The organism is Frisingicoccus caecimuris (assembly GCF_004340975.1).
Lineage (GTDB): Bacteria > Bacillota > Clostridia > Lachnospirales > Lachnospiraceae > Frisingicoccus > Frisingicoccus caecimuris.
In genome coordinates this window covers 347,058-367,660 of sequence record NZ_SLXA01000001.1, presented here as the reverse complement: position 1 = coordinate 367,660, position 20,603 = coordinate 347,058, and the positions used below count along the sequence as shown (strand labels likewise).

General features: G+C 44.7%; 18 protein-coding genes, 1 tRNA gene and 1 other annotated feature. Of the genes, 17 read left to right on the top strand and 2 right to left on the bottom strand.

What is annotated here, in order from left to right:
* Genes EV212_RS01820 through moaA form a run of 9 tightly spaced genes read left to right on the top strand, consistent with a single transcriptional unit; the run spans nucleotide 1 to nucleotide 9,881 of the window.
* Nucleotides 1-696 (top strand): ABC transporter permease, encoded by a 696-nt coding sequence (locus EV212_RS01820; RefSeq protein WP_132087971.1) that lies wholly within the window; start codon nucleotides 1-3, stop codon nucleotides 694-696.
* 3 nt (nucleotides 697-699) lie between these two features.
* Nucleotides 700-1,404, top strand: coding sequence for an ATP-binding cassette domain-containing protein (locus EV212_RS01815; RefSeq protein WP_132087968.1), 705 nt, complete (start codon nucleotides 700-702; stop codon nucleotides 1,402-1,404).
* Nucleotides 1,401-2,633, top strand: coding sequence for a molybdopterin molybdotransferase MoeA (locus EV212_RS01810; protein ID WP_132087965.1), 1,233 nt, complete (start codon nucleotides 1,401-1,403; stop codon nucleotides 2,631-2,633). Before EV212_RS01815 ends, EV212_RS01810 begins: the two co-directional genes overlap by 4 nt.
* Nucleotides 2,633-4,546 (top strand): molybdopterin biosynthesis protein, encoded by a 1,914-nt coding sequence (locus EV212_RS01805; RefSeq protein WP_132087962.1) that lies wholly within the window; start codon nucleotides 2,633-2,635, stop codon nucleotides 4,544-4,546. The genes EV212_RS01810 and EV212_RS01805 overlap by 1 nt, the downstream gene beginning before the upstream one ends.
* Complete coding sequence (locus tag EV212_RS01800) at nucleotides 4,509-5,231, top strand: HesA/MoeB/ThiF family protein (protein WP_132087959.1); 723 nt, start codon at nucleotides 4,509-4,511, stop codon at nucleotides 5,229-5,231. Before EV212_RS01805 ends, EV212_RS01800 begins: the two co-directional genes overlap by 38 nt.
* 26 nt (nucleotides 5,232-5,257) lie before the next feature.
* Nucleotides 5,258-7,180: an aldehyde ferredoxin oxidoreductase family protein gene (locus tag EV212_RS01795; RefSeq protein ID WP_132087956.1), complete on the top strand. Its 1,923-nt coding sequence runs from the start codon at nucleotides 5,258-5,260 to the stop codon at nucleotides 7,178-7,180.
* 17 nt (nucleotides 7,181-7,197) lie between these two features.
* The gene (locus tag EV212_RS01790) at nucleotides 7,198-7,422 is read left to right on the top strand and encodes a MoaD/ThiS family protein (RefSeq protein WP_132087953.1); all 225 of its coding nucleotides are present in this window, start codon (nucleotides 7,198-7,200) and stop codon (nucleotides 7,420-7,422) included.
* A gap of 2 nt (nucleotides 7,423-7,424) precedes the next feature.
* A complete protein-coding gene (locus EV212_RS01785) occupies nucleotides 7,425-8,879 on the top strand; it encodes an iron-containing alcohol dehydrogenase (RefSeq protein WP_132087950.1) in 1,455 nt (484 codons plus the stop codon).
* Between the two features lie 21 nt (nucleotides 8,880-8,900).
* Nucleotides 8,901-9,881, top strand: coding sequence for a GTP 3',8-cyclase MoaA (moaA, locus tag EV212_RS01780; RefSeq protein ID WP_132087947.1), 981 nt, complete (start codon nucleotides 8,901-8,903; stop codon nucleotides 9,879-9,881).
* Nucleotides 9,882-9,947: 66 nt separating this feature from the next.
* On the opposite strand, the gene EV212_RS01775 is transcribed toward moaA, so the two are convergent.
* The gene (locus EV212_RS01775; protein ID WP_132087943.1) at nucleotides 9,948-10,502 is read right to left on the bottom strand and encodes a biotin transporter BioY; all 555 of its coding nucleotides are present in this window, start codon (nucleotides 10,500-10,502) and stop codon (nucleotides 9,948-9,950) included.
* A 208-nt stretch (nucleotides 10,503-10,710) separates the two neighbouring features.
* Nucleotides 10,711-10,959, top strand: a binding site (T-box leader).
* A 122-nt stretch (nucleotides 10,960-11,081) separates the two neighbouring features.
* Here EV212_RS01775 and thrS point away from each other — a divergent pair.
* Entirely contained in the window at nucleotides 11,082-13,007 is a 1,926-nt protein-coding gene (gene thrS / locus EV212_RS01770) for a threonine--tRNA ligase (protein ID WP_132087940.1), read from the top strand.
* Nucleotides 13,008-13,191: 184 nt separating this feature from the next.
* On the opposite strand, the gene EV212_RS01765 is transcribed toward thrS, so the two are convergent.
* Nucleotides 13,192-13,806 carry a TetR/AcrR family transcriptional regulator gene (locus EV212_RS01765; protein WP_132087937.1) on the bottom strand — a complete coding sequence of 205 codons (615 nt, stop codon included), beginning with the start codon at nucleotides 13,804-13,806 and terminating at the stop codon, nucleotides 13,192-13,194.
* A gap of 159 nt (nucleotides 13,807-13,965) precedes the next feature.
* On the opposite strand from EV212_RS01765, the gene EV212_RS01760 reads away from it, so the two are divergent.
* From EV212_RS01760 to EV212_RS01730, 7 genes are all read left to right on the top strand, one after another.
* Entirely contained in the window at nucleotides 13,966-16,062 is a 2,097-nt protein-coding gene (locus tag EV212_RS01760; RefSeq protein WP_132087933.1) for an efflux RND transporter permease subunit, read from the top strand.
* Nucleotides 16,052-18,307 carry an autotransporter outer membrane beta-barrel domain-containing protein gene (locus EV212_RS01755; protein WP_132087930.1) on the top strand — a complete coding sequence of 752 codons (2,256 nt, stop codon included), beginning with the start codon at nucleotides 16,052-16,054 and terminating at the stop codon, nucleotides 18,305-18,307. Before EV212_RS01760 ends, EV212_RS01755 begins: the two co-directional genes overlap by 11 nt.
* Nucleotides 18,308-18,371: 64 nt before the next feature.
* Nucleotides 18,372-18,950 carry a DJ-1/PfpI family protein gene (locus tag EV212_RS01750; protein WP_132087927.1) on the top strand — a complete coding sequence of 193 codons (579 nt, stop codon included), beginning with the start codon at nucleotides 18,372-18,374 and terminating at the stop codon, nucleotides 18,948-18,950.
* Nucleotides 18,951-19,302: 352 nt separating this feature from the next.
* A complete protein-coding gene (gene infC, locus EV212_RS01745) occupies nucleotides 19,303-19,800 on the top strand; it encodes a translation initiation factor IF-3 (protein ID WP_132088291.1) in 498 nt (165 codons plus the stop codon).
* Between the two features lie 31 nt (nucleotides 19,801-19,831).
* Nucleotides 19,832-20,029, top strand: a complete 198-nt coding sequence (gene rpmI / locus EV212_RS01740; RefSeq protein ID WP_132087924.1) for a 50S ribosomal protein L35 — start codon at nucleotides 19,832-19,834, stop codon at nucleotides 20,027-20,029.
* A 24-nt stretch (nucleotides 20,030-20,053) separates the two neighbouring features.
* The gene (gene rplT, locus EV212_RS01735) at nucleotides 20,054-20,410 is read left to right on the top strand and encodes a 50S ribosomal protein L20 (RefSeq protein ID WP_132087921.1); all 357 of its coding nucleotides are present in this window, start codon (nucleotides 20,054-20,056) and stop codon (nucleotides 20,408-20,410) included.
* 91 nt (nucleotides 20,411-20,501) lie between these two features.
* Nucleotides 20,502-20,573: transfer RNA gene (locus EV212_RS01730), tRNA-Asn, on the top strand.
* The last annotated feature ends 30 nt before the right edge of the window (nucleotides 20,574-20,603 follow it).

Below are 20,603 nucleotides of genomic sequence, written 5' to 3'. Positions count from 1 at the left end.
ATGAACATTATTGTTGAAGGCATCAAAGAGGCTTTTCGGCTTATATTTTCTTTAGATGCCGAAGTATTTGAAGTTGTTTTATTATCTTTGAGAGTATCGCTGACATCCCTGTTCGTGGCAGGGGTGTTGGGGATATTTCTTGGTATTTTGACATCAAAATATCAGTTTCCGCTGAAACATTTCCTTATGCGACTGATTTACACATTGATGGGAATGCCGCCAGTGCTTTGCGGGCTTCTGGTGTATATATTGTTTATGCGTCGGGGACCGCTGGGAAGTCTAAGGCTGAATTATACGGTGACAATCATGATTATTGCACAGATTTTGATGATTTTGCCGATTATTATGGGCCTGACGATCAATGCAGCCGGAGAAAAGCAGGACAAGATACGGCGGCTGGCGAAAACCCTAGGAGCGAACTCCGTGCAGACAATGGGGCTGTTTCTGTTTGAACTGCGCGGCGGCCTTGTGGTAGCTCTGGTGTCCGGATTTTCAAGAGCAATTTCAGAAGTTGGAGCGGTCATGATCGTGGGCGGAAACATTGATGGCAAGACCCGGGTTATGACTACCTATATTTCTCAGCTGAAGGGCATGGGTGAATATGAAAGAGCTCTGGCTGTAGGAATTATTTTGCTGCTCATCTCCTTTGTGGTCAATACAATCCTTTATCATTTTCAGGGAGAAAAGAACGGATGATCAATGAAAATAGAGATTGAAAAATTGAAAAAAACCTATGAGGGCGTTATGGTGCTGGATATTGAGAGACTGACCATCAAGACAGGGAAGATTACGGCCATCGTCGGACCAAATGGTGCAGGTAAGTCTACCTTATTAAATTTAATCGGGAATCTGATACAAAAAGATGAAGGAACGATTTTGTATAATGGGGATACAAAGGTGCCGGAAAAGGATATGACGCTCGTATTTCAGGAGCCCTATTTAATTGGTTCCACTGTCAAAAAGAATATAGCTTATCCGATGAAACTCAGAAAGTATTTTAAAGAAACCATCGAGGCCAGGACACAAGAACTTACACAAGAATTGAACCTGGAAGCATTATTAAATAAAAAAGCAAATCAATTGTCTCTGGGGGAAATGCAGAAAGTGGCTTTGGCAAGAGCTTTGTCATTTAAGCCGGAATTACTGCTCCTGGATGAGCCCTGTGCAAGTATCGATCCTTATACCACCAGTGAGATTGAAAAAATACTCATGAAAATGAATCATTTCGAAAATACAACGATGGTCATGGTCACACACAATCTGGCTCAGGCCAGACGGCTGGCAGCAGAAGTGATCTTATTAAAAAAAGGGAAACTGGTTGAATGTTGCAGTTCAGAGCAGTTTTTTACCCATTCGGAAAATGAAGAAACAAAGAGATTTGTTCAGGGGGAACTTTTAATTTGAATATAGAACTTTTACAGACGGATACATTAACTCAGGCCAGAGAAAAATTATATAAAGAAACAAAGAATTTTGAATTAAAGATACATAGGGTTGCCTGTGAGGAGGCTTTGGGATGTATTTGTGCAAAGGATGTCATTGCGGAAGAGAATGTACCACCTTTCAGACGTTCAACGGTGGATGGCTATGCGATCATAGCCGGAGACAGTTATGGTGCCGGTGATTCCAATCCGGCATTTTATCAGGTGACAGGCCATGTGAATATTGAAGAACAGGCGTTAATGACAGTGGATTCGGGAGAAGCGGTTCAGGTGCAGACTGGCTCTATGGTGCCTGACGGAGCAACGGCTGTTCTGATGCTGGAGTATACGGAACAGTATGCTGACGGAAAAATCATCGGGTATAAAGCGGTCAGTGAGGATGAAAATATTATTCAGATCGGAGAAGATATGGCGGTCGGGGATTGCCTGATTCAAAGAGGGCGGGAGATTAATGCGAAAGATGTCGGAATGATGGCAGCTCTTGGTATTTGTGATATTGAAGTTTACGTGCCCCCGGTGGTGACAATCATCTCTACCGGAGATGAATTAGCGGATATTGGAGAACCCCTGACGGCATCCAAAATCCGTGATATTAATTCTTACGCGCTGACGGCAGAGGCACGACGGATGGGTATGACTGTCCGAAGACGGCTTCTCGTGAGAGATGATGAAAAAGAAATATTACAGGCGGTGTCTCGGTCGACGAAAGACAGCGATATCGTTCTTTTATCCGGTGGAAGCTCGAAGGGCAATAAAGACTATACCAAAAAGGTATTGGAGGAGCTTACGGGAAATGTATTTACCCATGGAATTGCCATAAAGCCGGGGAAACCGACGATTTTGGCTTATGACCGGGAAAACTGCACAGTAATCGCAGGACTTCCGGGACATCCGATGGCAGCGATGCTGATGTTTCGATTGGTGGTCATTCACTGGTACTGCGAAAAAAGCGGGCTGCAGATGCCTCTGCCTTATATGGCGAGAATCAGTGAAAATGTTTCCAGTAATCAGGGACGGGAAACCTGTTTGCCCGTGCAGCTGGTCCGTAGAGCGGATGGTTTGATAGCAAAGCCAATCCATGCCAAATCAGGAAGTATCAGGGCTCTTGGCAGAGCCGATGGTTATGTGCGGATACCGAGAAACCAGGAGGGCCTGAATAAAGGTGCACTTGTTTGGGTAGAGGTGTTGTGATGAAAAGAAATTTGTATTTAAATGTTCAGGAGAAGGAAACGGCGTTATCCCGTTTTTTAGAGGCATTTTCTCATATTCAACCGGGAAGGGAGCGGATTTCTGTTATTCATAGTCTTGGACGTATCACTGCAGAGGCCGTATATGCCAGATATTCCAGTCCGTCCTATAATTCCTGTGCCATGGATGGAATCGCCGTTATCAGCGCTCATACAAAGGGGGCTTCGGAAAGCCATCCGCTGAGACTGATCTATGAAAAAGACTATCTGGATGTGGACACAGGTGATATGATCATGCCGCCCTATGATGCGGTAATCATGGCAGAAGATTTGATCGAAACGGAAGACGGCGAGGGATATACAATTATTGCCCCGACCCATCCCTTTGCCCATGTGCGGGCCATAGGGGAGGACATTGTAGCTAAAGAAATGATACTCCCAACCGGTCACAGGATACGGGCTATTGACATTTCCGTGCTTATATCTGCGGGAATTACAGAAATTGAAGTGATAAAAAAACCGGTGGTCGGAATCATTCCGACCGGTGATGAGATGATTGAATATACGGAACCATTGGAAGATGGGAAAATTATAGAAACCAATTCCTGGATGTTTGAAAATCTGGTCACGGAAAATGATGGTATCGGACACCGTTATCCGATTTTGCCGGATGATCTGGAACTGATCCGGCAAAAGCTGACCGAAGCCGTCAGCGAGTGTGATATGGTGATCATTAATGCCGGTTCCAGCGCGGGGCGGGATGATTATACGATTCATGCGATTCAGGAACTGGGCGAGGTATATACCCATGGGGTGGCTATTAAACCGGGAAAACCGGTGATTTTAAGTAAAATACAGAATAAGCCGGTCATTGGTCTGCCGGGATATCCCGTATCTTCTTATCTGACATTTACCGAGTTTGTCCTCCCTGTCATGAATATGTACTGCAGGACGGGAGGTTTCGTCAGGCAGCAAAAACAGGTCACGGCAAAATTGTCAAAGACACTGATGTCCGGCCTGAAATATGAAGAGTATGTCCGTGTGAAGCTTGGAATTGTGGAAAATGAGCTGGTGGCTTCGCCTTTGGAACGGGGAGCAGGCGCATCCATGTCCCTTGTACGGGCGGATGGCTTTTGCGTTATTCCTCAGGATAAAGAGGGAATCCTGGCCCATGAAAATATTCAGGTAAAACTTGTGAAGGACATGGAGCAGATTCGAAAGACCCTGGTACTTATCGGAAGTCATGATTTGATATTGGATGTCATCAATGATTTAATGATGGAAGAAGGACGGGACACATGTCTTTCTTCAACCCATGTGGGTTCAATGGCCGGGCTGATAGCCCTGCAGAAAAAAGAAGCCCATATGGCACCATCCCATCTGCTGGATGAGAAGGATGGCAGTTATAATACAGCGATTACCCGCGAGATGTTTCCGAATGAGAAGATGGTCATTATTAAAGGCGTTCGAAGGCGTCAGGGATTTATTGTAAAAAAGGGGAATCCGTTAAATATTCAAAGCATCCATGATATAATGCACGGAGTACGATATATCAATCGGCAGCGGGGCGCCGGAACCCGGGTGCTCTTCGACTATCTGTTGAAAAAAGAGGGGATTTCTAAAAAAGATATTTCAGGATATGAATATGAAGCAGCGACACACATGAGTGTGGCCGTGGCCGTTCAAAAGGATAATGCGGATGTGGGCATGGGCATTTATTCCTGTGCAAAAGCACTGGATCTGGATTTCATCGAGGTGGGCTTTGAAGAATATGATTTTGTGACTTATGAGAAATATCTGGAGCTTCCGGCTGTCCGAGAATTTATTCATGTTCTGAAGGGAGAAGCCTTCAAGAAACGGCTGGACATGTTGGGCGGCTATGGCTGTGAAGAATGTGGACAGATTTGTTTTATTTGACTGGTATAGAAATGGGGATGAGGTTTTGTTTGAAAAAAATATGGACTTCTTTACATTGCCCCAGGCCGGGCAGATCCGGCAGACGAAAGTTGCCATCATCGGTGTCGGTGCACTGGGACAAATGGTGGCCCATCAACTTGTGCGCAGTGGATTTGAGCAGTTGATTTTGGTTGACAAGGATGTATTGGAGTACAGTAATTTTAACCGTCAGCTCTATGCCACGGATTCGACGGTGGGTCGCTCCAAAGTGGAAGTACTGAAAGCCGGGCTTCTGGATATTCATCCACAAATAGATATAACAACATATGAAACTTTTTTAAATGGAAATAATGGAAAAGAGCTTGTGTCAGAGGCGGACATTGTGGTGGACTGTGTCGATGATATGGAGACTAAGGTTTATCTTGAAAAATTAATGGATGAATTAAACATTCCTCTGGTCCATGGAGCTGTGGAAGGCTGGTACGGTCAGGTAACAACGATTTTTCCGGGAGACAGGGTTTTGGAACAACTGTATATGCACAGAAAAGAACAGAAAGTGACAGCGCTTATGCCGACGGTCAGCGCTGTGGCAGCCCTACAGGTTGGTGAAGTGATCAAGTTTGCTACAGGGAGCAGAGAACTGCTGCACCGTAAAGTGCTGTTTGTAGATATGTTAAACAGCGATTTTTCATGGGTAGCTATGTAATAGAATAGAGAAAGAGGTGAGATGGTATGGCTACACAATATGGGGGTTATATGGGGAAAGTTTTGAAAATTGATCTGACGACAAAGGAAGTGTCTGAGTATCCCTTTTCTGACAGAGAAAGAGAGCTGTTTATCGGCAGCAAAACCATGGCAGCCAAAATTCTGGGGGATCATTTAAAGGGGACGGAAAAGGCATTTTCAACGGAAAACCTTCTGGTGGTCACAACCGGCCCGCTGACAGGTACCGGGGCGCCGAGCGCCAGTCGCTTTAATATTTCCACCGTGTCACCGCAGACCGGATATATTACATCGTCAAATTGCGGCGGTCATTTTGGTTATTATCTGAAAAAGGCGGGGCTGGACGCACTGATTCTCACCGGACAGTGTGAGGAAAAGACCTGGATTGAAATTCAAAATGACAGTGTAAAATTCCATAATGCCGATGATTTATGGGGAATGAAAACGACCCGTACACAGGAGACTTTGGATGATAAGCTTCGTATGAAAAACGGCCGTGTACGAAAAAACGGGAAAATTTGTATCGGGCCGGCCGGAGAAAACCTGGTCTTGTATTCCAGCATCGTTTCCAATGACCGGGTGTCGGGACGGGGCGGTACCGGGGCTGTTATGGGCTGGATGCGCCTGAAAGCGGTCTGCGTCAGCGGCACAAAGGAAATTCCGATTTATGATAAGGATAAGATGATCGCCCATACGAAAAAATGGTTTAAATATTTGAGAAAGCACCCGTTGACCGGAGACCAGCTTCCGAGACTTGGGACGGCCGGGCTTGTCAGTTCGATGCAGATGAGGGGAATGCTCTCTACAAAAAATTACAGCCGCGGTCAGTATGAGGATTTTGAAAAGGTCAGCGGCGAGGTTTTGGCGGAAAAATACAATATTGTCAATAAAGGCTGTCTCACATGTCCCATTCGGTGTGCACGTACGGTGGAAATTGATGGAAGACCGGTGAAGGGGCCGGAACTGGAAACACTGGTGTTGCTTGGCGGTGGTATATTAAATAATGATCTGGAAGCCGTGTTGAAATGGAATTATGAGCTGGACGAACTGGGAATGGATACGATTTCAGCGGCAAATACCCTGTCCTATGCTATGGAAGCCAATGAAAAGGGGTTGTGGGACAATGGGTTGAAGTTTTCGGAGATTGAAGGAATTTCCAAAATATTTGAGGACATTGCCTATCGTCGGGGAATCGGAAATGAACTGGCTGAGGGCAGTAAGAGGCTGTCTGAAAAGTACGGCGGCAAAGAATTCGCCATCCATGCAAAAGGAATGGAGCTGGCGGCATATGAACCGAGAAAGGCGGTAGGTCTGGGGCTTGGATATGCGGTCAGCAACCGGGGCGGATGCCATTTAAATGGTGGTTATCTTGTTATTCTGGAGGGTCTCGGTCTATCGATCAATCAGACGACCTATCATGGAAAAGCCGATCTTACAATGATGTTCCAGGATTTGATGGAAATGATATCAGCTTCCGGTCAATGTCTGTTTACAAGCTATGCCTTTTTCCCGGCACCGCTTTTGAAGCATCCGAACAGCTGGTATGTAAAGCTGGTCAACGGAGTCTTGCCATATTGCGGCGCTGTGGTCCGGCTGATGAACAAATATCCGGAAATGTTAAAACTTCATCTGCCTGTGTTCCATCATACGAAAGGTTTTGAATATGCTACAGGTATGAAAATGACATTTGGACATTATATGCGCTGCGGTGAACGGGGATATAATCTGGAAAGAGAAATAAACCGGAGGTTTGGGGTGAATGCCAATAAAGATGCTCTGCCGTCCCGGCTTGTGAAAACATTGCAGGACCCGAAAGATCCGACATCCAAAGTGCCGTTGGAAAAATTGAAGAAAGTTTATTATCATGCCCGGGGATGGGATAGTCATGGATTGCCGACAAAGAAACTTTTGAAAAAACTGGAAATTATCTAAATCAAAGGGTGGTGTCTGTGGTCAAAGTAAAAATGTTTGGTGTGGCCCGTCTGAAAACCGGCGTCAGCGAGTTTGAGGCGGATGTGCATACGATGGATGAATTAAAAAATTCAGTTCCGGGGATGACGAAAAATGAAGTAAAGGATTTGGTCATACTTGTGAACGGGAAAGCGGTCAGCCGGTGGTACAGATTTAACGATGGGGATGAAGTTGTGATGCTTTCACCGGCGGGAGGTGGTTGAAAATGAAAAAAAAGAAAACGCCGTATATCAATGAAGCAGCATGTGCCGGCTGTTCGGTCTGTGTGGAAAATTGTCCGATGGATTGTCTGAGCATTGAAGCGCCAAAATTTCATGGAGATATTCACACAATTGCCAGTCTGGATGAAACCAAGTGCATCGGCTGCGGTATATGTGCAAAGGTGTGTCCGATTGAGGCGATTGAAATGCACAACAAAGGAGAGGTGGTATATCATATGAAAGCAAAACTGAACGTGAAGAAAATCTACTGCCGGGGTTTCCAGTCTGTTATGAAAGTTGGAATGGCCATATTGCCATGGCGAGTGCCGAAAACTTTGAGGGGACGGGCAGCAGTCAAAAAGCTGCCTGAGGCGATCAAACGCAAAAAATTCAAAAAAGTTCTGGTTGTAACCGATAAAGTTCTGATGGAACTGCATTTATTGGATGGTATGCTCGAAGCTATGGACAAGCAGGGCCTGGAGTATGCAATTTATGACGGAGTCGCACCGAATCCGACGGATATCAACGTTGAAGAAGGGGTAAAGTGCTACAGAGAAAACAAATGTGATTGTATGATCGCTTTTGGCGGAGGGTCCCCAATGGATTGTGCCAAAGGTATCGGAGCGCGTATCGCCAGACCTCGAAAAAGTGTGGAAAAGTTACAGGGACTTTTTACGATTTTACGTCCGATCCCGACAATTTTTGCTGTGCCGACCACGGCCGGAACGGGTTCGGAAACAACCGTTGCAGCAGTGATCACCGAGGCTGAAACTCATCATAAGGCATCGATGAATGATCTGTGCCTGATGCCAAAATATGCAGTGCTTGATCCTGAACTGACAGTGGGGCTGCCGCCTCATGTAACGGCAACGACCGGTCTGGATGCTTTGAGCCATGCAGTGGAATGCTATACAAATAATACTTATAACTCGAAGCTGGAAAAAGATATGTGTAAAAAGGCTGTGAAACTTATTTATGATAATCTTTATAATGTTTATCAGGACGGCAGCAGCCTGAAGGGGCGCTATAATATGCAAAAGGCCGCTTTTTTGGCGGGACGTGCATTTACAAGAGGTTGTGTGGGCTATGTGCATGCCATCGGCCACACGCTGGGCGGTTTATATGGGACGCCGCATGGGCTTGCAATGTCTATTTTACTGCCCCATGTTATGCGGGCTTTCGGGCCAGCTGCCTATGGAAAGCTGGCTGACCTGTGTGACGTATGTGGTATAAAAGCCGGGGATGATACGGATAAAGCAAAAGCGGAGGCATTTATAGACTGGATTGAAGAAATGAAAGATAAGATGAATATTCCGGTATATCCTGAAATGATTCAGGAGGAGGATGTGGATCAGATCGTGGCATGGGCCGAGAAAGAAGGCAATCCATTGTATCCGACGCCGGTGACATGGGATAAAAAAGATTTCAGAACATTTATCTTATCGTTGATTGGAGAATGATGACAGCGGAGCGTTTAGGGAATGAGAGACAATGAGGGAAGAGTCATTGATTACCTGCGGATATCAATTACGGATCGATGTAATCTGAGATGTATTTATTGTATGCCGGAAGAGGGCGTAAAGAACATCTGCCATGAGAAAATCCTTTCTTATGATGAGATTGCCCGGATATGCAGTGTATTGGCCGGACACGGTTTGAAAAAAATAAAGATCACCGGAGGAGAGCCTCTGGTAAGAAAAGACGCGATCGTACTTATCCGGAAGTTAAAAAAAGTTCCGGGAATTACCAGTGTGACCCTGACGACCAATGGTGTTTTGCTGGAACAATACTATGATGAGTTGATCGATGCCGGAATCGATAGCATCACAGTCAGTCTGGATACGATGAAACGGAATGTTTATCAGCAGATTACGCGAAGAGATGAACTGGAAAGGGTCTTGCGTGGAATTGAAAAAGCAATCCGGGAGAACAGGGTACGGTTAAAGATCAATTGTGTTTGTGTTGCTGACATAGATACGCAGAATGTTCTGGCGCTTCTGAATTATGCCCAACGTGCCGATGTGGATATTCGATTTATTGAAATGATGCCGATTGGGCTTGGCAGGCAATTTTCATTTGTATCGGAAGCGGTTATCCGTAAAATGATCGAAGAAAAGTATGGAAAGTTGACACCTTATGGTAAAACCAGAGGAAATGGGCCATGCAAATATTATGATGTTCCCGGATTTATTGGAAAAGTCGGATTTATCAGCGCTGTGAGTCACAAGTTTTGTGATACATGCAATAGAGTGCGCCTGACGTCCGATGGCTTTTTAAAGAGTTGTCTTCAATATGACCATGGAGTTTATTTGAAATCATTGCTGGAGCAAAAGGTTTCTGACGAGATATTGTGGGAGACAATGAAAACAGCTATCAAACAAAAGCCAAAGGCTCATCATTTTGATGAAAAGAAGACAAAAAATGAAGACGAGATAAGAGGAATGTCTCAAATTGGCGGATAAAAACCGGGAGACTGCCGCCCTTGCTGATAAAGACCACATCAGAATCAGCAGGGCTGCAGCCTTTGATTATAATGTCACTGATCTGGAAATTCGGCGGCTCAGGATAAATGCCAGAGCAATTTTGATCAGATCCGGGATGATAAATGGGATGACACACCACCCAAGGACAGCGGAAAGACCGACAGCCCCCACATTATTTGCATAAATAATCATAAACCAGATCGTGCCGAAGGCATAGCATAGGGCGAGGGCCAGTATCATGGAAAGAATCAGCGCCCAGGCTTTTCTACCGAAGGCCTTTTCAAAGGCCCACATGAGAAGGGCAGAAAAGATAAAGCCGATGATGTAACCTCCAGTAGTATTTAAAAGAACGCCGATACCGCCTTTAAAACCGGAAAATACGGGAAGACCGACAGCCCCCAGAAGTACATAGACGATAACCGATAAAGTGCCCCGTTTTCCGCCCAGAACAGCAACGGCCAGAAAAACGGCAAAAGTCTGCAAAGTAAACGGAACGACAGTAGGGATGGAAATCCAGGAACAGATTGCTATAACCACGGCAAAAAGTCCGATATAAGCCATATCCAGTGTTTTCATTTTTGTTGATGTCGATGATGTCATAATGATCCTCTCTTTCTGACGCCGAAGAGCGGCGTACACGTTAAAGTTTTGAAAAGGATATCATGATAGAAAAGAAATGTCAACTAAAAAATATCAAAGGTTAACAAAGAGAACGCATTAAAATCATATTGTGGAACAATCGTGTTGCAGGGTGATTATAGCTTTAAAACTATGACTTGACAAGGTTTTTGCGGTTGTTTATAATGGAAGCAACGCGTTGATGAGACGAGTAGGATATGGAACATCGCAGAGAGGGACCGGCTGCTGAAAGGGTCCTGTTGGGAAATATCTGAAAACTACCTCGGAGTGGCTCTAATCAAGTCCGGTGATTCCGTTATCAATCCAAATGAAGTGGTTTAGCATATGTTGTGCGGTGTATGGCTGATTGTATCGATGCATCGGAGAGCATACGTATGAAACAAAAAGGGTGGAACCGCGAGAATAGCTCGTCCCTTTCTGTCAGACAGATGATAGAAAGCGGACTTTTTTTATGTCCAAAAGAGTAACCCGGTTGGGTAAGAAATAAATAATCTTCTGTCTGGTTTAAAGATAAATAATTGGTGAAGGGAGAAAAACAAGATGAAAGTAACATTAAAAGATGGTTCTGTAAAAGAATATGCACAGCCGATGTCAGTGATCGACATTGCCAGGGATATTTCCGAAGGACTGGCACGGGCGGCCTGCGCCGGTGAATTAAACGGTGAAACAGTGGATCTGCGTACCGTTATTGACAATGATTGTGAATTAAACATTTTAACATTTGATTCCGTAGGCGGCGCAGCAGCTTTCCGTCATACAACATCCCACATTATGGCTCAGGCGCTGAAACGTCTTTATCCGGATGTGAAGCTGGCTATCGGACCGTCGATTGCGGATGGTTTCTATTATGATGTGGACAGCGAAACACCCCTGACTGCCGATGATCTGACAAAGATCGAGGCAGAGATGAAAAAGGTTGTTAAAGAAGCATTGCCAATCACCCGGTTTACAAAGAGCAGACAGGATGCCATTGAGTATTTCAAAGAAAAAGACGAACCATATAAAGTTGAATTGATTGAAGATTTACCGGAGGATGCGGAAATTAGTTTTTATCAGCAAGGTGAGTTTGTGGACCTTTGTGCCGGACCACATCTGATGACGACCAAACCTGTGAAGGCATTCAAATTGACCAGTCTGGCCGGTGCTTACTGGCGCGGAAGCGAAAAGAATAAGATGCTGACGCGTATTTACGGTACGGCATTTACAAAGAAAGCGGATTTGGAAGAACATCTGGCACGGATTGAAGAAGCAAAGAAACGTGATCATCGTAAACTTGGTAAAGAACTTGGATTATTCATGATTCGCGAAGAGGGTCCGGGATTTCCATTCTTCCTGCCAAAGGGCATGGTACTTAAAAATACTTTGTTGGATTACTGGAGAGACCTTCACCGTAAAAACGGTTATGTAGAAGTATCTACACCGATTATTTTGAGCCGTCATCTCTGGGAAAATTCCGGTCACTGGGATCACTATAAAGATAATATGTATACGACAGTCATTGATGATGCGGACTTTGCGGTAAAACCGATGAACTGTCCGGGCGGCATGCTGGTTTATAAATCCGAACCACATTCCTATAAAGACCTGCCGCTTCGTGTCGGTGAATTGGGTCTCGTACATCGCCATGAAAAATCTGGTCAGCTTCATGGATTGATGCGTGTGCGCTGTTTTACACAGGATGATGCGCATATCTTTATGACGCAGGATCAGATTCGTCAGGAGATTAAAGGCGTAGCCAAACTGATCGATGAAGTTTATAATCTCTTTGGATTTAAATATCATGTAGAACTTTCCACTCGTCCGGAAGATTCCATGGGAAGCGATGAGGATTGGGAAATCGCAACAGATGGTCTCAGAGGTGCACTTGAAGATCTGGGTCTTGATTACGTTGTTAATGAAGGCGACGGCGCTTTCTATGGTCCAAAGATTGACTTCCATCTGGAAGATTCCATCGGAAGAACATGGCAGTGCGGTACAATTCAGCTGGATATGCAGATGCCTCAGCGCTTTGATCTGGAATATACCGGGGCAGATGGTGAGAAACATCGTCCGGTTATGATTCACCGTGTGGCCTTTGGCTCCGTAGAGCGTTTTATCGGTATTTTGATCGAGCATTTTGCGGGGGCTTTCCCGACATGGCTCTCTCCGGTACAGGTAAAAGTTCTGCCGATTTCTGATAAATATATGGAATATGCGAATACTGTGCTGACTCAGTTAAATGACGCCGGTATCCGTGCAGAAATTGATACACGCGCCGAAAAGATTGGTTATAAGATCCGTGAAGCAAGACTTCAGAAGATTCCTTACATGCTTGTTGTCGGCGCTAAGGAGGAAGAAGAAAAAGTTGTTTCTGTCCGCAGCCGTTTCAAAGGTGACGAGGGACAGAAGGATCTGCAGGCCTTTATCGCTGATATTTTAGAAGAGATTCGCACAAAAGAAATTCGTCAGGTTGAAGAAGAAGCCTGAGCAGTGGTTTAAAATGCAAATTTAAGAGGTAAGGTATTCCTCTGATTTAAAAAAGAGAATTATTCCGGAGGAGATTTCCGGAATAATTCTCTTTTTGCATGGGCGCGCTCCGTCAAGCTTCGCGCGACAATGTATACCCATCCGGGCATCCCGTATGTCAGATGCTTCGCATGGGCGCGCTCCGTCAGGCTTCGCGCGACAAGGTATGATTTCGTATGATGGCCCGGATACTGGCATTGAGGTCTGGTTTTAATTCATCGAAGGGAATCGGGTCATTTTCAAGAATTGTACTGAAGGATGTGGAGCTTGCAAGTTCGATGATCAAAAACAGCATTGTTTTCGGAGCACGCAGGCGGACATCCGGATTTTCAAACAGGAGTTTCTGATAAATGTCATAGCTGTCAATATCTTCTCCCGGAAGACTGCTCGTAATGGCATGACGAAAGATTCCCCAGCTCAGGTTTTTGGAGATGAACCGGAGCATTGGTTTGTTTTTCTGCATAGAGTCCAGAACATAATCGACAATAAATATGATTCGGTCTTCAAAGGACGGAATCTGTTCATTCACCATAGCTTTGAAAGCTTTATGAAAAAGATTGTCAGCAGTTTTGGCAATGAGCTGATCTCGAATATCATACTTATCTGTGAAATAAAGATAAAAAGTTCCTTTGGCAACACCAGCCTTTTTAGCAATGTCACTTATGGAAGTCTTTTCGATTCCGTTAGTCAGAAATAATTCATAGGCGTTTTTATAGAGTGCTTCCAGTTTCTGCTGTTTATTTTCTTCTGCTTTCCCCATAATTCTCCCTCTTTTTCAGTAGATAATTTGATTATAGAACAAAAATGACCAGAAGTCAAATTTTTATAAAAACAATATTGACTGATGGTCATTTTTGCGGTATAGTAGTGAAAGACTAAAAATGACCAAAGGTCATAAAAATGAAAGGGAGGATACGGCATGGAGAAATTAAGGAAAAAAATTGTAAAATACCGAGTTGCAATTCTCATCATTGGATTTTTACTGTTGATTCCTTCAGCTATGGGCTATTTTAAAACAAAGGTAAATTACGATATTTTGTATTATCTGCCGGATGATATCGAGACAATGGTTGGTCAGGATATACTGATGGATGAATTCGGAAAAGGGGCTTTTGCCATGGAAATCGTGGAAGGAATGTCCGCGAAGGATGTGGCCGGAATTAAGAAGGAGATTGAAGCTGTAGATGGTGTGGCTGAGGTCATTTGGTATGATACATTGATGGATATTTCCGTTCCCATGGAAGTGCTTCCGGAAGAATTAAAAGACGTTTTTAACACAGATGATGCAACGCTGATGGCGATTTTCTTCGATGATACGACATCGGCGGACAGTACGATGGATGCCATTGCCGAAATCCGCAGAATTACGAATGACCAATGTTATCTCAGCGGTATGTCGGCGGTGGTCACCGATATAAAAAATCTCTCCGATAAGGAAATGCCGATTTACGTGTTGATCGCCGTACTGCTGACCTGTATTGTTTTGGCGGTTTCCATGGATTCCTGGATCATCCCGCTATTTTTCATGCTGAGTATCGGCATGGCGGTTATTTACAATCTTGGGACGAATGTGTTCCTTGGAGAGATTTCTTACATAACAAAAGCGTTAAGTGCAGTGCTTCAGCTTGGGGTAACGCTGGATTATTCCATTTTCCTGTGGCACAGCTACAAAGAAAATCAGGAGCGTTTTCCGGGAGATAAAGAGCGGGCCATGGCCCATGCCATATCCAATACGTTTTCTTCCGTTGTGGGTAGTTCGGTAACGACAGTGGCCGGGTTCATAGCCCTTTGTTTTATGAGTTTCACCCTTGGAAGAGATATGGGTATTGTTATGGCGAAGGGGGTTGTGTTCGGCGTCATTAGCTGCGTGACGATTCTTCCGGCCTATATTTTGATCTTTGATAAAGTGATTGAAAAAACGACCCATCGGGCATGGATACCGAAAATGGATAAATTATCCGGTTTTATAACAAAACATTATAAAGTTTTTATCCTCGTGTTTATTGTTGTATTGATTCCGGCTTTGTATGGATATCAGAATACGAAGGTCTATTATAATCTGGATGCTACTTTGCCGAAATATCTTGAAAGCATTCAGGCCAATGATAAGTTGTCCGATCAATTTGATATGAATGCGACCCACATGGTATTGGCCGGTTCGGATTTGTCCTCAAAGGATGGGAAAGCCATGCTGAATGAAATGTCGGACGTAGAGGGCGTGCGGTTCGCATTGGGGCTGGACAGCGTGCTTGGTTCGGCCATTCCACGGGAAATGATACCGGAAGAGCTGACGGAGAATCTGAAAAAAGATAACTGGCAGCTGATATTGGTTCAGTCTGAGTATAAGGTAGCCTCAGATGAGGTGAATCAGCAATGCGAACAACTGAAAGGGATTATTAAGAAATATGATCCGGAGGCTATGTTGATCGGTGAGGCACCGTGTACAAAGGATTTGATCACGATTACAGATAAGGACTTTAAGGTGGTCAGCGCTGTATCGATCGCAGCCGTTTTCCTGATTATTTTATTTGTATTTAAATCGATTTCCCTTCCGGTGATTCTGGTCGCGGTGATTGAATTTGCTATCTTTATTAATTTAGGTATTCCGTATTATACGGGAACACAATTGCCGTTTATCGCATCCATTGTCATTGGTACTATACAGCTTGGCGCTACGGTAGATTATGCTATCCTGATGACGACCAGATATAAGAAAGAGCGATGTGCCGGCAGGGAGAAAAAAGAAGCGATTGAAATTGCCCTTTCTACATCGATTACATCAGTTTTTGTTTCGGCCTGTGGTTTTTTTGCAGCAACCTTTGGTGTCGGTCTCTATTCCGATATCGACATGATTTCTTCACTGTGTACATTAATGGCACGGGGAGCCATCATCAGTATGTTTGTTGTTATATTTATTTTGCCGTCTATGCTGATAGTATTTGATAAAGTGATTTGTACAACGACAAAAGAAATGAGGAAAATCAAGTTCATAGGAGGTCATCATCATGAAGAATAAAGAATATCAGAAAATGTTAGTTATGGCGCTGACGGTTTCATTGACCATCGGCAGTATGGGTGTTTCTGCCATCCCGGTCCGGGCCGCGGAAAGTCCATGTCGGACCTGGCAGATGACTCAGGGGGCTGCTGAAAAGGCGGATGATCCGAAAGCAGAACCTGTGAAGGATGAAACGGTTTATGTGAAGCTGGATGGTTCGGGAAAAATAACGTCAGTGACAGTGTCGGATCAGTTGAAAAACGTGGGCGGATTAGAAAGTATCGAAGATGTTTCGGATTTGAAAGATATTGAAAATGTCAAAGGAGAAGAAAGTTTTTCTCAAAATGGCGGAAAACTTACATGGAACGGCAACGGTAAAGATATCGTCTATCAGGGAACAACGGAAAAGAAGCTTCCGGTCGGAATTCGAGTGACCTATACGCTGGATGGCAGGAAAATTGGTGCCGAAGAGTTGGAGGGAAAAAGCGGCCATCTGGAAATGCGTTATGAATATGAAAATACGACAGGGAATGGAAATGAAGCCTACACACCGTTTTTAATGGTAACCGGACTGATATTAAATACAGAAAAATTTTCAAATGTGACAATTGAAAATGGAAAGCTTGTATCCGACGGCGACAGAGATTTCGCCATCGGAATGGGCATACCGAAAATGAAAGATGCATTAAATGTGGAGGATATGGATATTCCGGATTATTTTGTTCTTGAGGCGGATGTGACAGATTATGAGGCCGTGGAGGGAATCACTGTGGCGACCAATGAAGTCTTTAATTCAATGAGCAATGACGGTTTTGACAGCCTGGAAGATTTGGAGGGCTCTATGGACCAGCTCCAGAGTGCTGCTGATCAGCTGGTCGATGGTTCCGGACAGTTGAAGACCGGATTGGATACGCTGCTTTCATCTTCCGGGACATTGATTGATGGAATTGGTCAACTGACGGCCGGCGGTGATGAACTTGAAAAAGGTGCAGGAACTTTAGTATCCGGCGCCGGTGAACTTTCTGAGGGCGGCAAAACTCTTGCCGGAGGAACATCCCAACTGGCGGCCGGAGCGGAAAAATTAAGCGGCGGTGCATCCCAGGTGGCGGCCGGAGCGGAAAGCGCCCATAAAAGTACTTCAGAACAATTACTTTCGGGCGTTCAGCAGCTTTATGATGGTGTGACAGGGATGCAGTCCCAGGTTGAAAGCGGCATTGGCCAGCTTTCCGGCGGTACCAGCCAGTTAAAGGGTGGAATCGAAGAAGCAGCCGCCGGAGCCGCCCGGTTAGCTGATGGTATCGATACGGTAGGGACCAGTGCGGGGGATTTGAGCAGCGGCATTTCGAATGCGGCGGCTTCTTCAGCGGAACTGGCGGCCGGAGCTCAGAGTCTGGCGGACAGCTTATCTGCGGAAGGCGTTGATAACAGCGCTTTGATTGGAGCGTTGCAAGGTCTGGAAGCCGGAAAGAGTGATGAAGAGATTCAAACGATTGAGGCGGTTATCGGGGCATTATATACTCAGGCCGACGGGGTCAACGAGGCGCTTTCCAATGCGGCTGCTGCCGCCGGAAATATCGCTGCCGGAAGCAGTGCACTGACAGATGGTTTAAATAATGCGGCTGCCGGAGCCGAAGCCTTGTCCGGCGCTATTAATGGAGATATTAAAAATGGCGCTGATGGACTGAATAACGCATTAAATGAAGATTTGAGCACCGGAGCCGCCCAGTTGGATGCGGGTGTGACGCAGATGGCCGGACAGTTAAAAGACGGTACGTCTCAGCTTGCTTCCGGAACCGGGGCCTTATTGAGTGGAACCGAAGATTTAAATGACGGATTGGGAACTCTGGCCGATGGCGCTGCTCAGATCAGTGAGGGGAGTCATACATTAAGTGAAAACATGAAAACGGCGGATGATGGCGCCCGGACATTGGCGGCTGGCCTTGAGGCTTTAGTGGAAGGGGCCTCCAACCTTCAGGCCGGGACTGTGATTCTGAATTCGGGTCTTGGCACATTACAGTCCGGTTCAGGAGAACTGGTAGACGGTGTGACACAGTTGGACAATGGTGCGGCTGAATTAAACAGCGGTATGATTCAGTTTAATCAGGATGGTATTCAGAAATTAGTCAATGCTTTTGATGGTGATGTGGAAAGCATGTTGGATAATTTGAATGAGATTCTGGATGCATCAAAAAAATATAATAATTTTTCAGGCATTTCGGATAAAATGGAGGGTGAAGTAAAATTTATTTTAATCACAGACAAATAAAAGATAGATATTTTTAGGACATAGTGCTATAATTTAGACAAAATCTATGTTAGGAGGTATTTGTATGGCAAAGAAAATTTTGATGCTTGTTGGTGACTTTACTGAGGATTATGAAACAATGGTGCCATTTCAGGCGTTATCTATGTTGGGATATCAGGTAGATGCAGTTTGCCCGGATAAAAAGGCAGGTGATGTTGTACGTACAGCAGTGCATGACTTTTTAGGCGATCAGACCTATACGGAAAAACCAGGTCATAACTTTGCTATTACAGCAGATTTTGATGCAGTAGATACAGCAGACTATGTTGGACTTTTCATCACTGGCGGCCGTGCGCCGGAATATATTCGTCTGAATGCCAGAGTGATCGAGATCGTTCAGGAATTCTTCAAAGATAAAAAACCTGTAGCAGCAATCTGCCATGGACCTCAGGTACTTACTGCTGCCGGCGTTCTGAAAGGATATAAAGCAACCGCATATCCGGCAGTCGGACCGGACGTGACTCTGGCCGGCGGAACCTATGTGGAGGTTGACGCTTCCGAAGCTGTTGTGGACGGCAATCTGGTTACAGCTCCGGCCTGGCCTGGTGATACAGCGATCATCAGAGAATTTGTAAAACTTCTCGGAGCTAAGATTGAGATCTAAAAGCTATACCCATCCGGGCACACCGTATGTCAGATGCTCCGCATGGGCGCACGCCGTCAGGCTGCGTGCGATAAAGTATAAAAATGCTTGACATTCGGTGAGAAGTGTTGTATTCTATTTTAGGTGTTTAGAACACGATAAGAAAGCAGAGTACTCACTCTCACCTCAGCATTTGAAATGACTCGGGTTAATACCTTGACGAACAGAGTTCGCCCGCTCCATCAGGAGCATGTATTACGGTATGCCCTTTGGGGTATATTCCGAGAGATTGGCACGCAAGTGTCTTATGAATGGTGAGTAGTATGCTGCTCACCATTTTTTGATTATGGAGGTGTCAATTATCAGCGATTTAATGATTAACGAGCAGATTCGTGACAGAGAAGTACGTCTGATCAGTTCAGACGGAGAACAGTTAGGGGTTATGTCTGCTAAAGAAGCTATGAAACTGGCTAAAGAAGCTAATTTAGATTTAGTAAAGATCGCCCCTCAGGCAAAGCCGCCGGTATGTAAAATCATCGATTACGGTAAATATCGTTATGAGATGGCTCGTAAGGAAAAGGAAGCTAGAAAGAAACAGAAGGTTATTGATATTAAAGAGATTCGTTTATCACCGAATATCGATGTCAACGACTTGAATACAAAGATGAACCAGGCACGGAAGTTCCTGAAAGGCGGTAACCGGGTAAAGGTTTCTGTACGTTTCCGTGGACGTGAACTGGCACATACCGCATCAGGTAAGGTTATTCTGGAAGGATTTGCAGAGAAGTTATCGGATGTTGCAGTAATTGATAAAGCAGCCAAACTGGAAGGCCGGAGCATGGTCATGTTCTTATCAGAAAAACGCAATTAATCATTTGTAAATATTAAGGAGGATACACACTATGCCAAAAGTTAAAACAAGCAGAGCAGCCGCAAAGCGTTTCAAAAAAACAGGTACTGGTAAATTAAAAAGAATGAAAGCTTACAAGAGCCATATTCTTACAAAGAAATCCACAAAGACAAAGAGAAATCTTAGAAAAGCAACCATTACAGACGCTACAAACGCAAAAGTAATGAAGAAGATTTTACCTTATCTGTAATAGAACGAAACGGAGGATATAACGATGGCAAGAGTTAAAGGTGCGTTAAACGCTAGAAAAAAACATAACAGAACTTTAAAGCTGGCTAAAGGTTACAGAGGAGCCAGAAGCAAACAGTATAGAGTAGCAAAACAGTCCGTAATGAGAGCATTAACAAGCTCTTTTGCAGGCCGTAAAGAAAGAAAACGTCAGTTCAGACAGCTTTGGATTGCAAGAATCAACGCTGCTGCAAGAATGAACGGACTTTCCTACAGCAAATTAATGCATGGTCTGAAATTAGCCGGTGTTGATGTAAACCGTAAGATGCTTTCCGAAATGGCGATCAGTGATGCTGCCGGATTTACAGCACTTTGCGAAGTAGCTAAAGCAAAATTAGCATAATTTGTAAAATGTCCCCGATATTTTTCGGGGGCATTTTTTATCTTCAGTCTTGACAAATGGGCCAAAAAGGACTAGGATTATGTCATACTAATCCTCGATAGCTCAATGGTAGAGCGCTCGGCTGTTAACCGAGTTGTTGCAGGTTCGAGCCCCGCTCGGGGAGGTCGAAAGCACTTAATGAAAGCAAGCGTAA

What these genes read in the sequence shown, in the direction of transcription:
- EV212_RS01820 (WP_132087971.1), top strand. Translation starts at nt 1, where the DNA reads ATGAACATTATTGTTGAAGGCATCAAAGAGGCTTTTCGGCTTATATTT.
- EV212_RS01815 (WP_132087968.1), top strand. Translation starts at nt 700, where the DNA reads ATGAAAATAGAGATTGAAAAATTGAAAAAAACCTATGAGGGCGTTATG.
- EV212_RS01805 (WP_132087962.1), top strand. Translation starts at nt 2,633, where the DNA reads ATGAAAAGAAATTTGTATTTAAATGTTCAGGAGAAGGAAACGGCGTTA.
- EV212_RS01800 (WP_132087959.1), top strand. Translation starts at nt 4,509, where the DNA reads ATGGCTGTGAAGAATGTGGACAGATTTGTTTTATTTGACTGGTATAGA.
- EV212_RS01795 (WP_132087956.1), top strand. Translation starts at nt 5,258, where the DNA reads ATGGCTACACAATATGGGGGTTATATGGGGAAAGTTTTGAAAATTGAT.
- EV212_RS01785 (WP_132087950.1), top strand. Translation starts at nt 7,425, where the DNA reads ATGAAAAAAAAGAAAACGCCGTATATCAATGAAGCAGCATGTGCCGGC.
- moaA (WP_132087947.1), top strand. Translation starts at nt 8,901, where the DNA reads ATGAGAGACAATGAGGGAAGAGTCATTGATTACCTGCGGATATCAATT.
- EV212_RS01775 (WP_132087943.1), bottom strand. Translation starts at nt 10,502, where the DNA reads ATGACATCATCGACATCAACAAAAATGAAAACACTGGATATGGCTTAT.
- thrS (WP_132087940.1), top strand. Translation starts at nt 11,082, where the DNA reads ATGAAAGTAACATTAAAAGATGGTTCTGTAAAAGAATATGCACAGCCG.
- EV212_RS01765 (WP_132087937.1), bottom strand. Translation starts at nt 13,806, where the DNA reads ATGGGGAAAGCAGAAGAAAATAAACAGCAGAAACTGGAAGCACTCTAT.
- EV212_RS01760 (WP_132087933.1), top strand. Translation starts at nt 13,966, where the DNA reads ATGGAGAAATTAAGGAAAAAAATTGTAAAATACCGAGTTGCAATTCTC.
- EV212_RS01755 (WP_132087930.1), top strand. Translation starts at nt 16,052, where the DNA reads ATGAAGAATAAAGAATATCAGAAAATGTTAGTTATGGCGCTGACGGTT.
- EV212_RS01750 (WP_132087927.1), top strand. Translation starts at nt 18,372, where the DNA reads ATGGCAAAGAAAATTTTGATGCTTGTTGGTGACTTTACTGAGGATTAT.
- infC (WP_132088291.1), top strand. Translation starts at nt 19,303, where the DNA reads ATGATTAACGAGCAGATTCGTGACAGAGAAGTACGTCTGATCAGTTCA.
- rpmI (WP_132087924.1), top strand. Translation starts at nt 19,832, where the DNA reads ATGCCAAAAGTTAAAACAAGCAGAGCAGCCGCAAAGCGTTTCAAAAAA.
- rplT (WP_132087921.1), top strand. Translation starts at nt 20,054, where the DNA reads ATGGCAAGAGTTAAAGGTGCGTTAAACGCTAGAAAAAAACATAACAGA.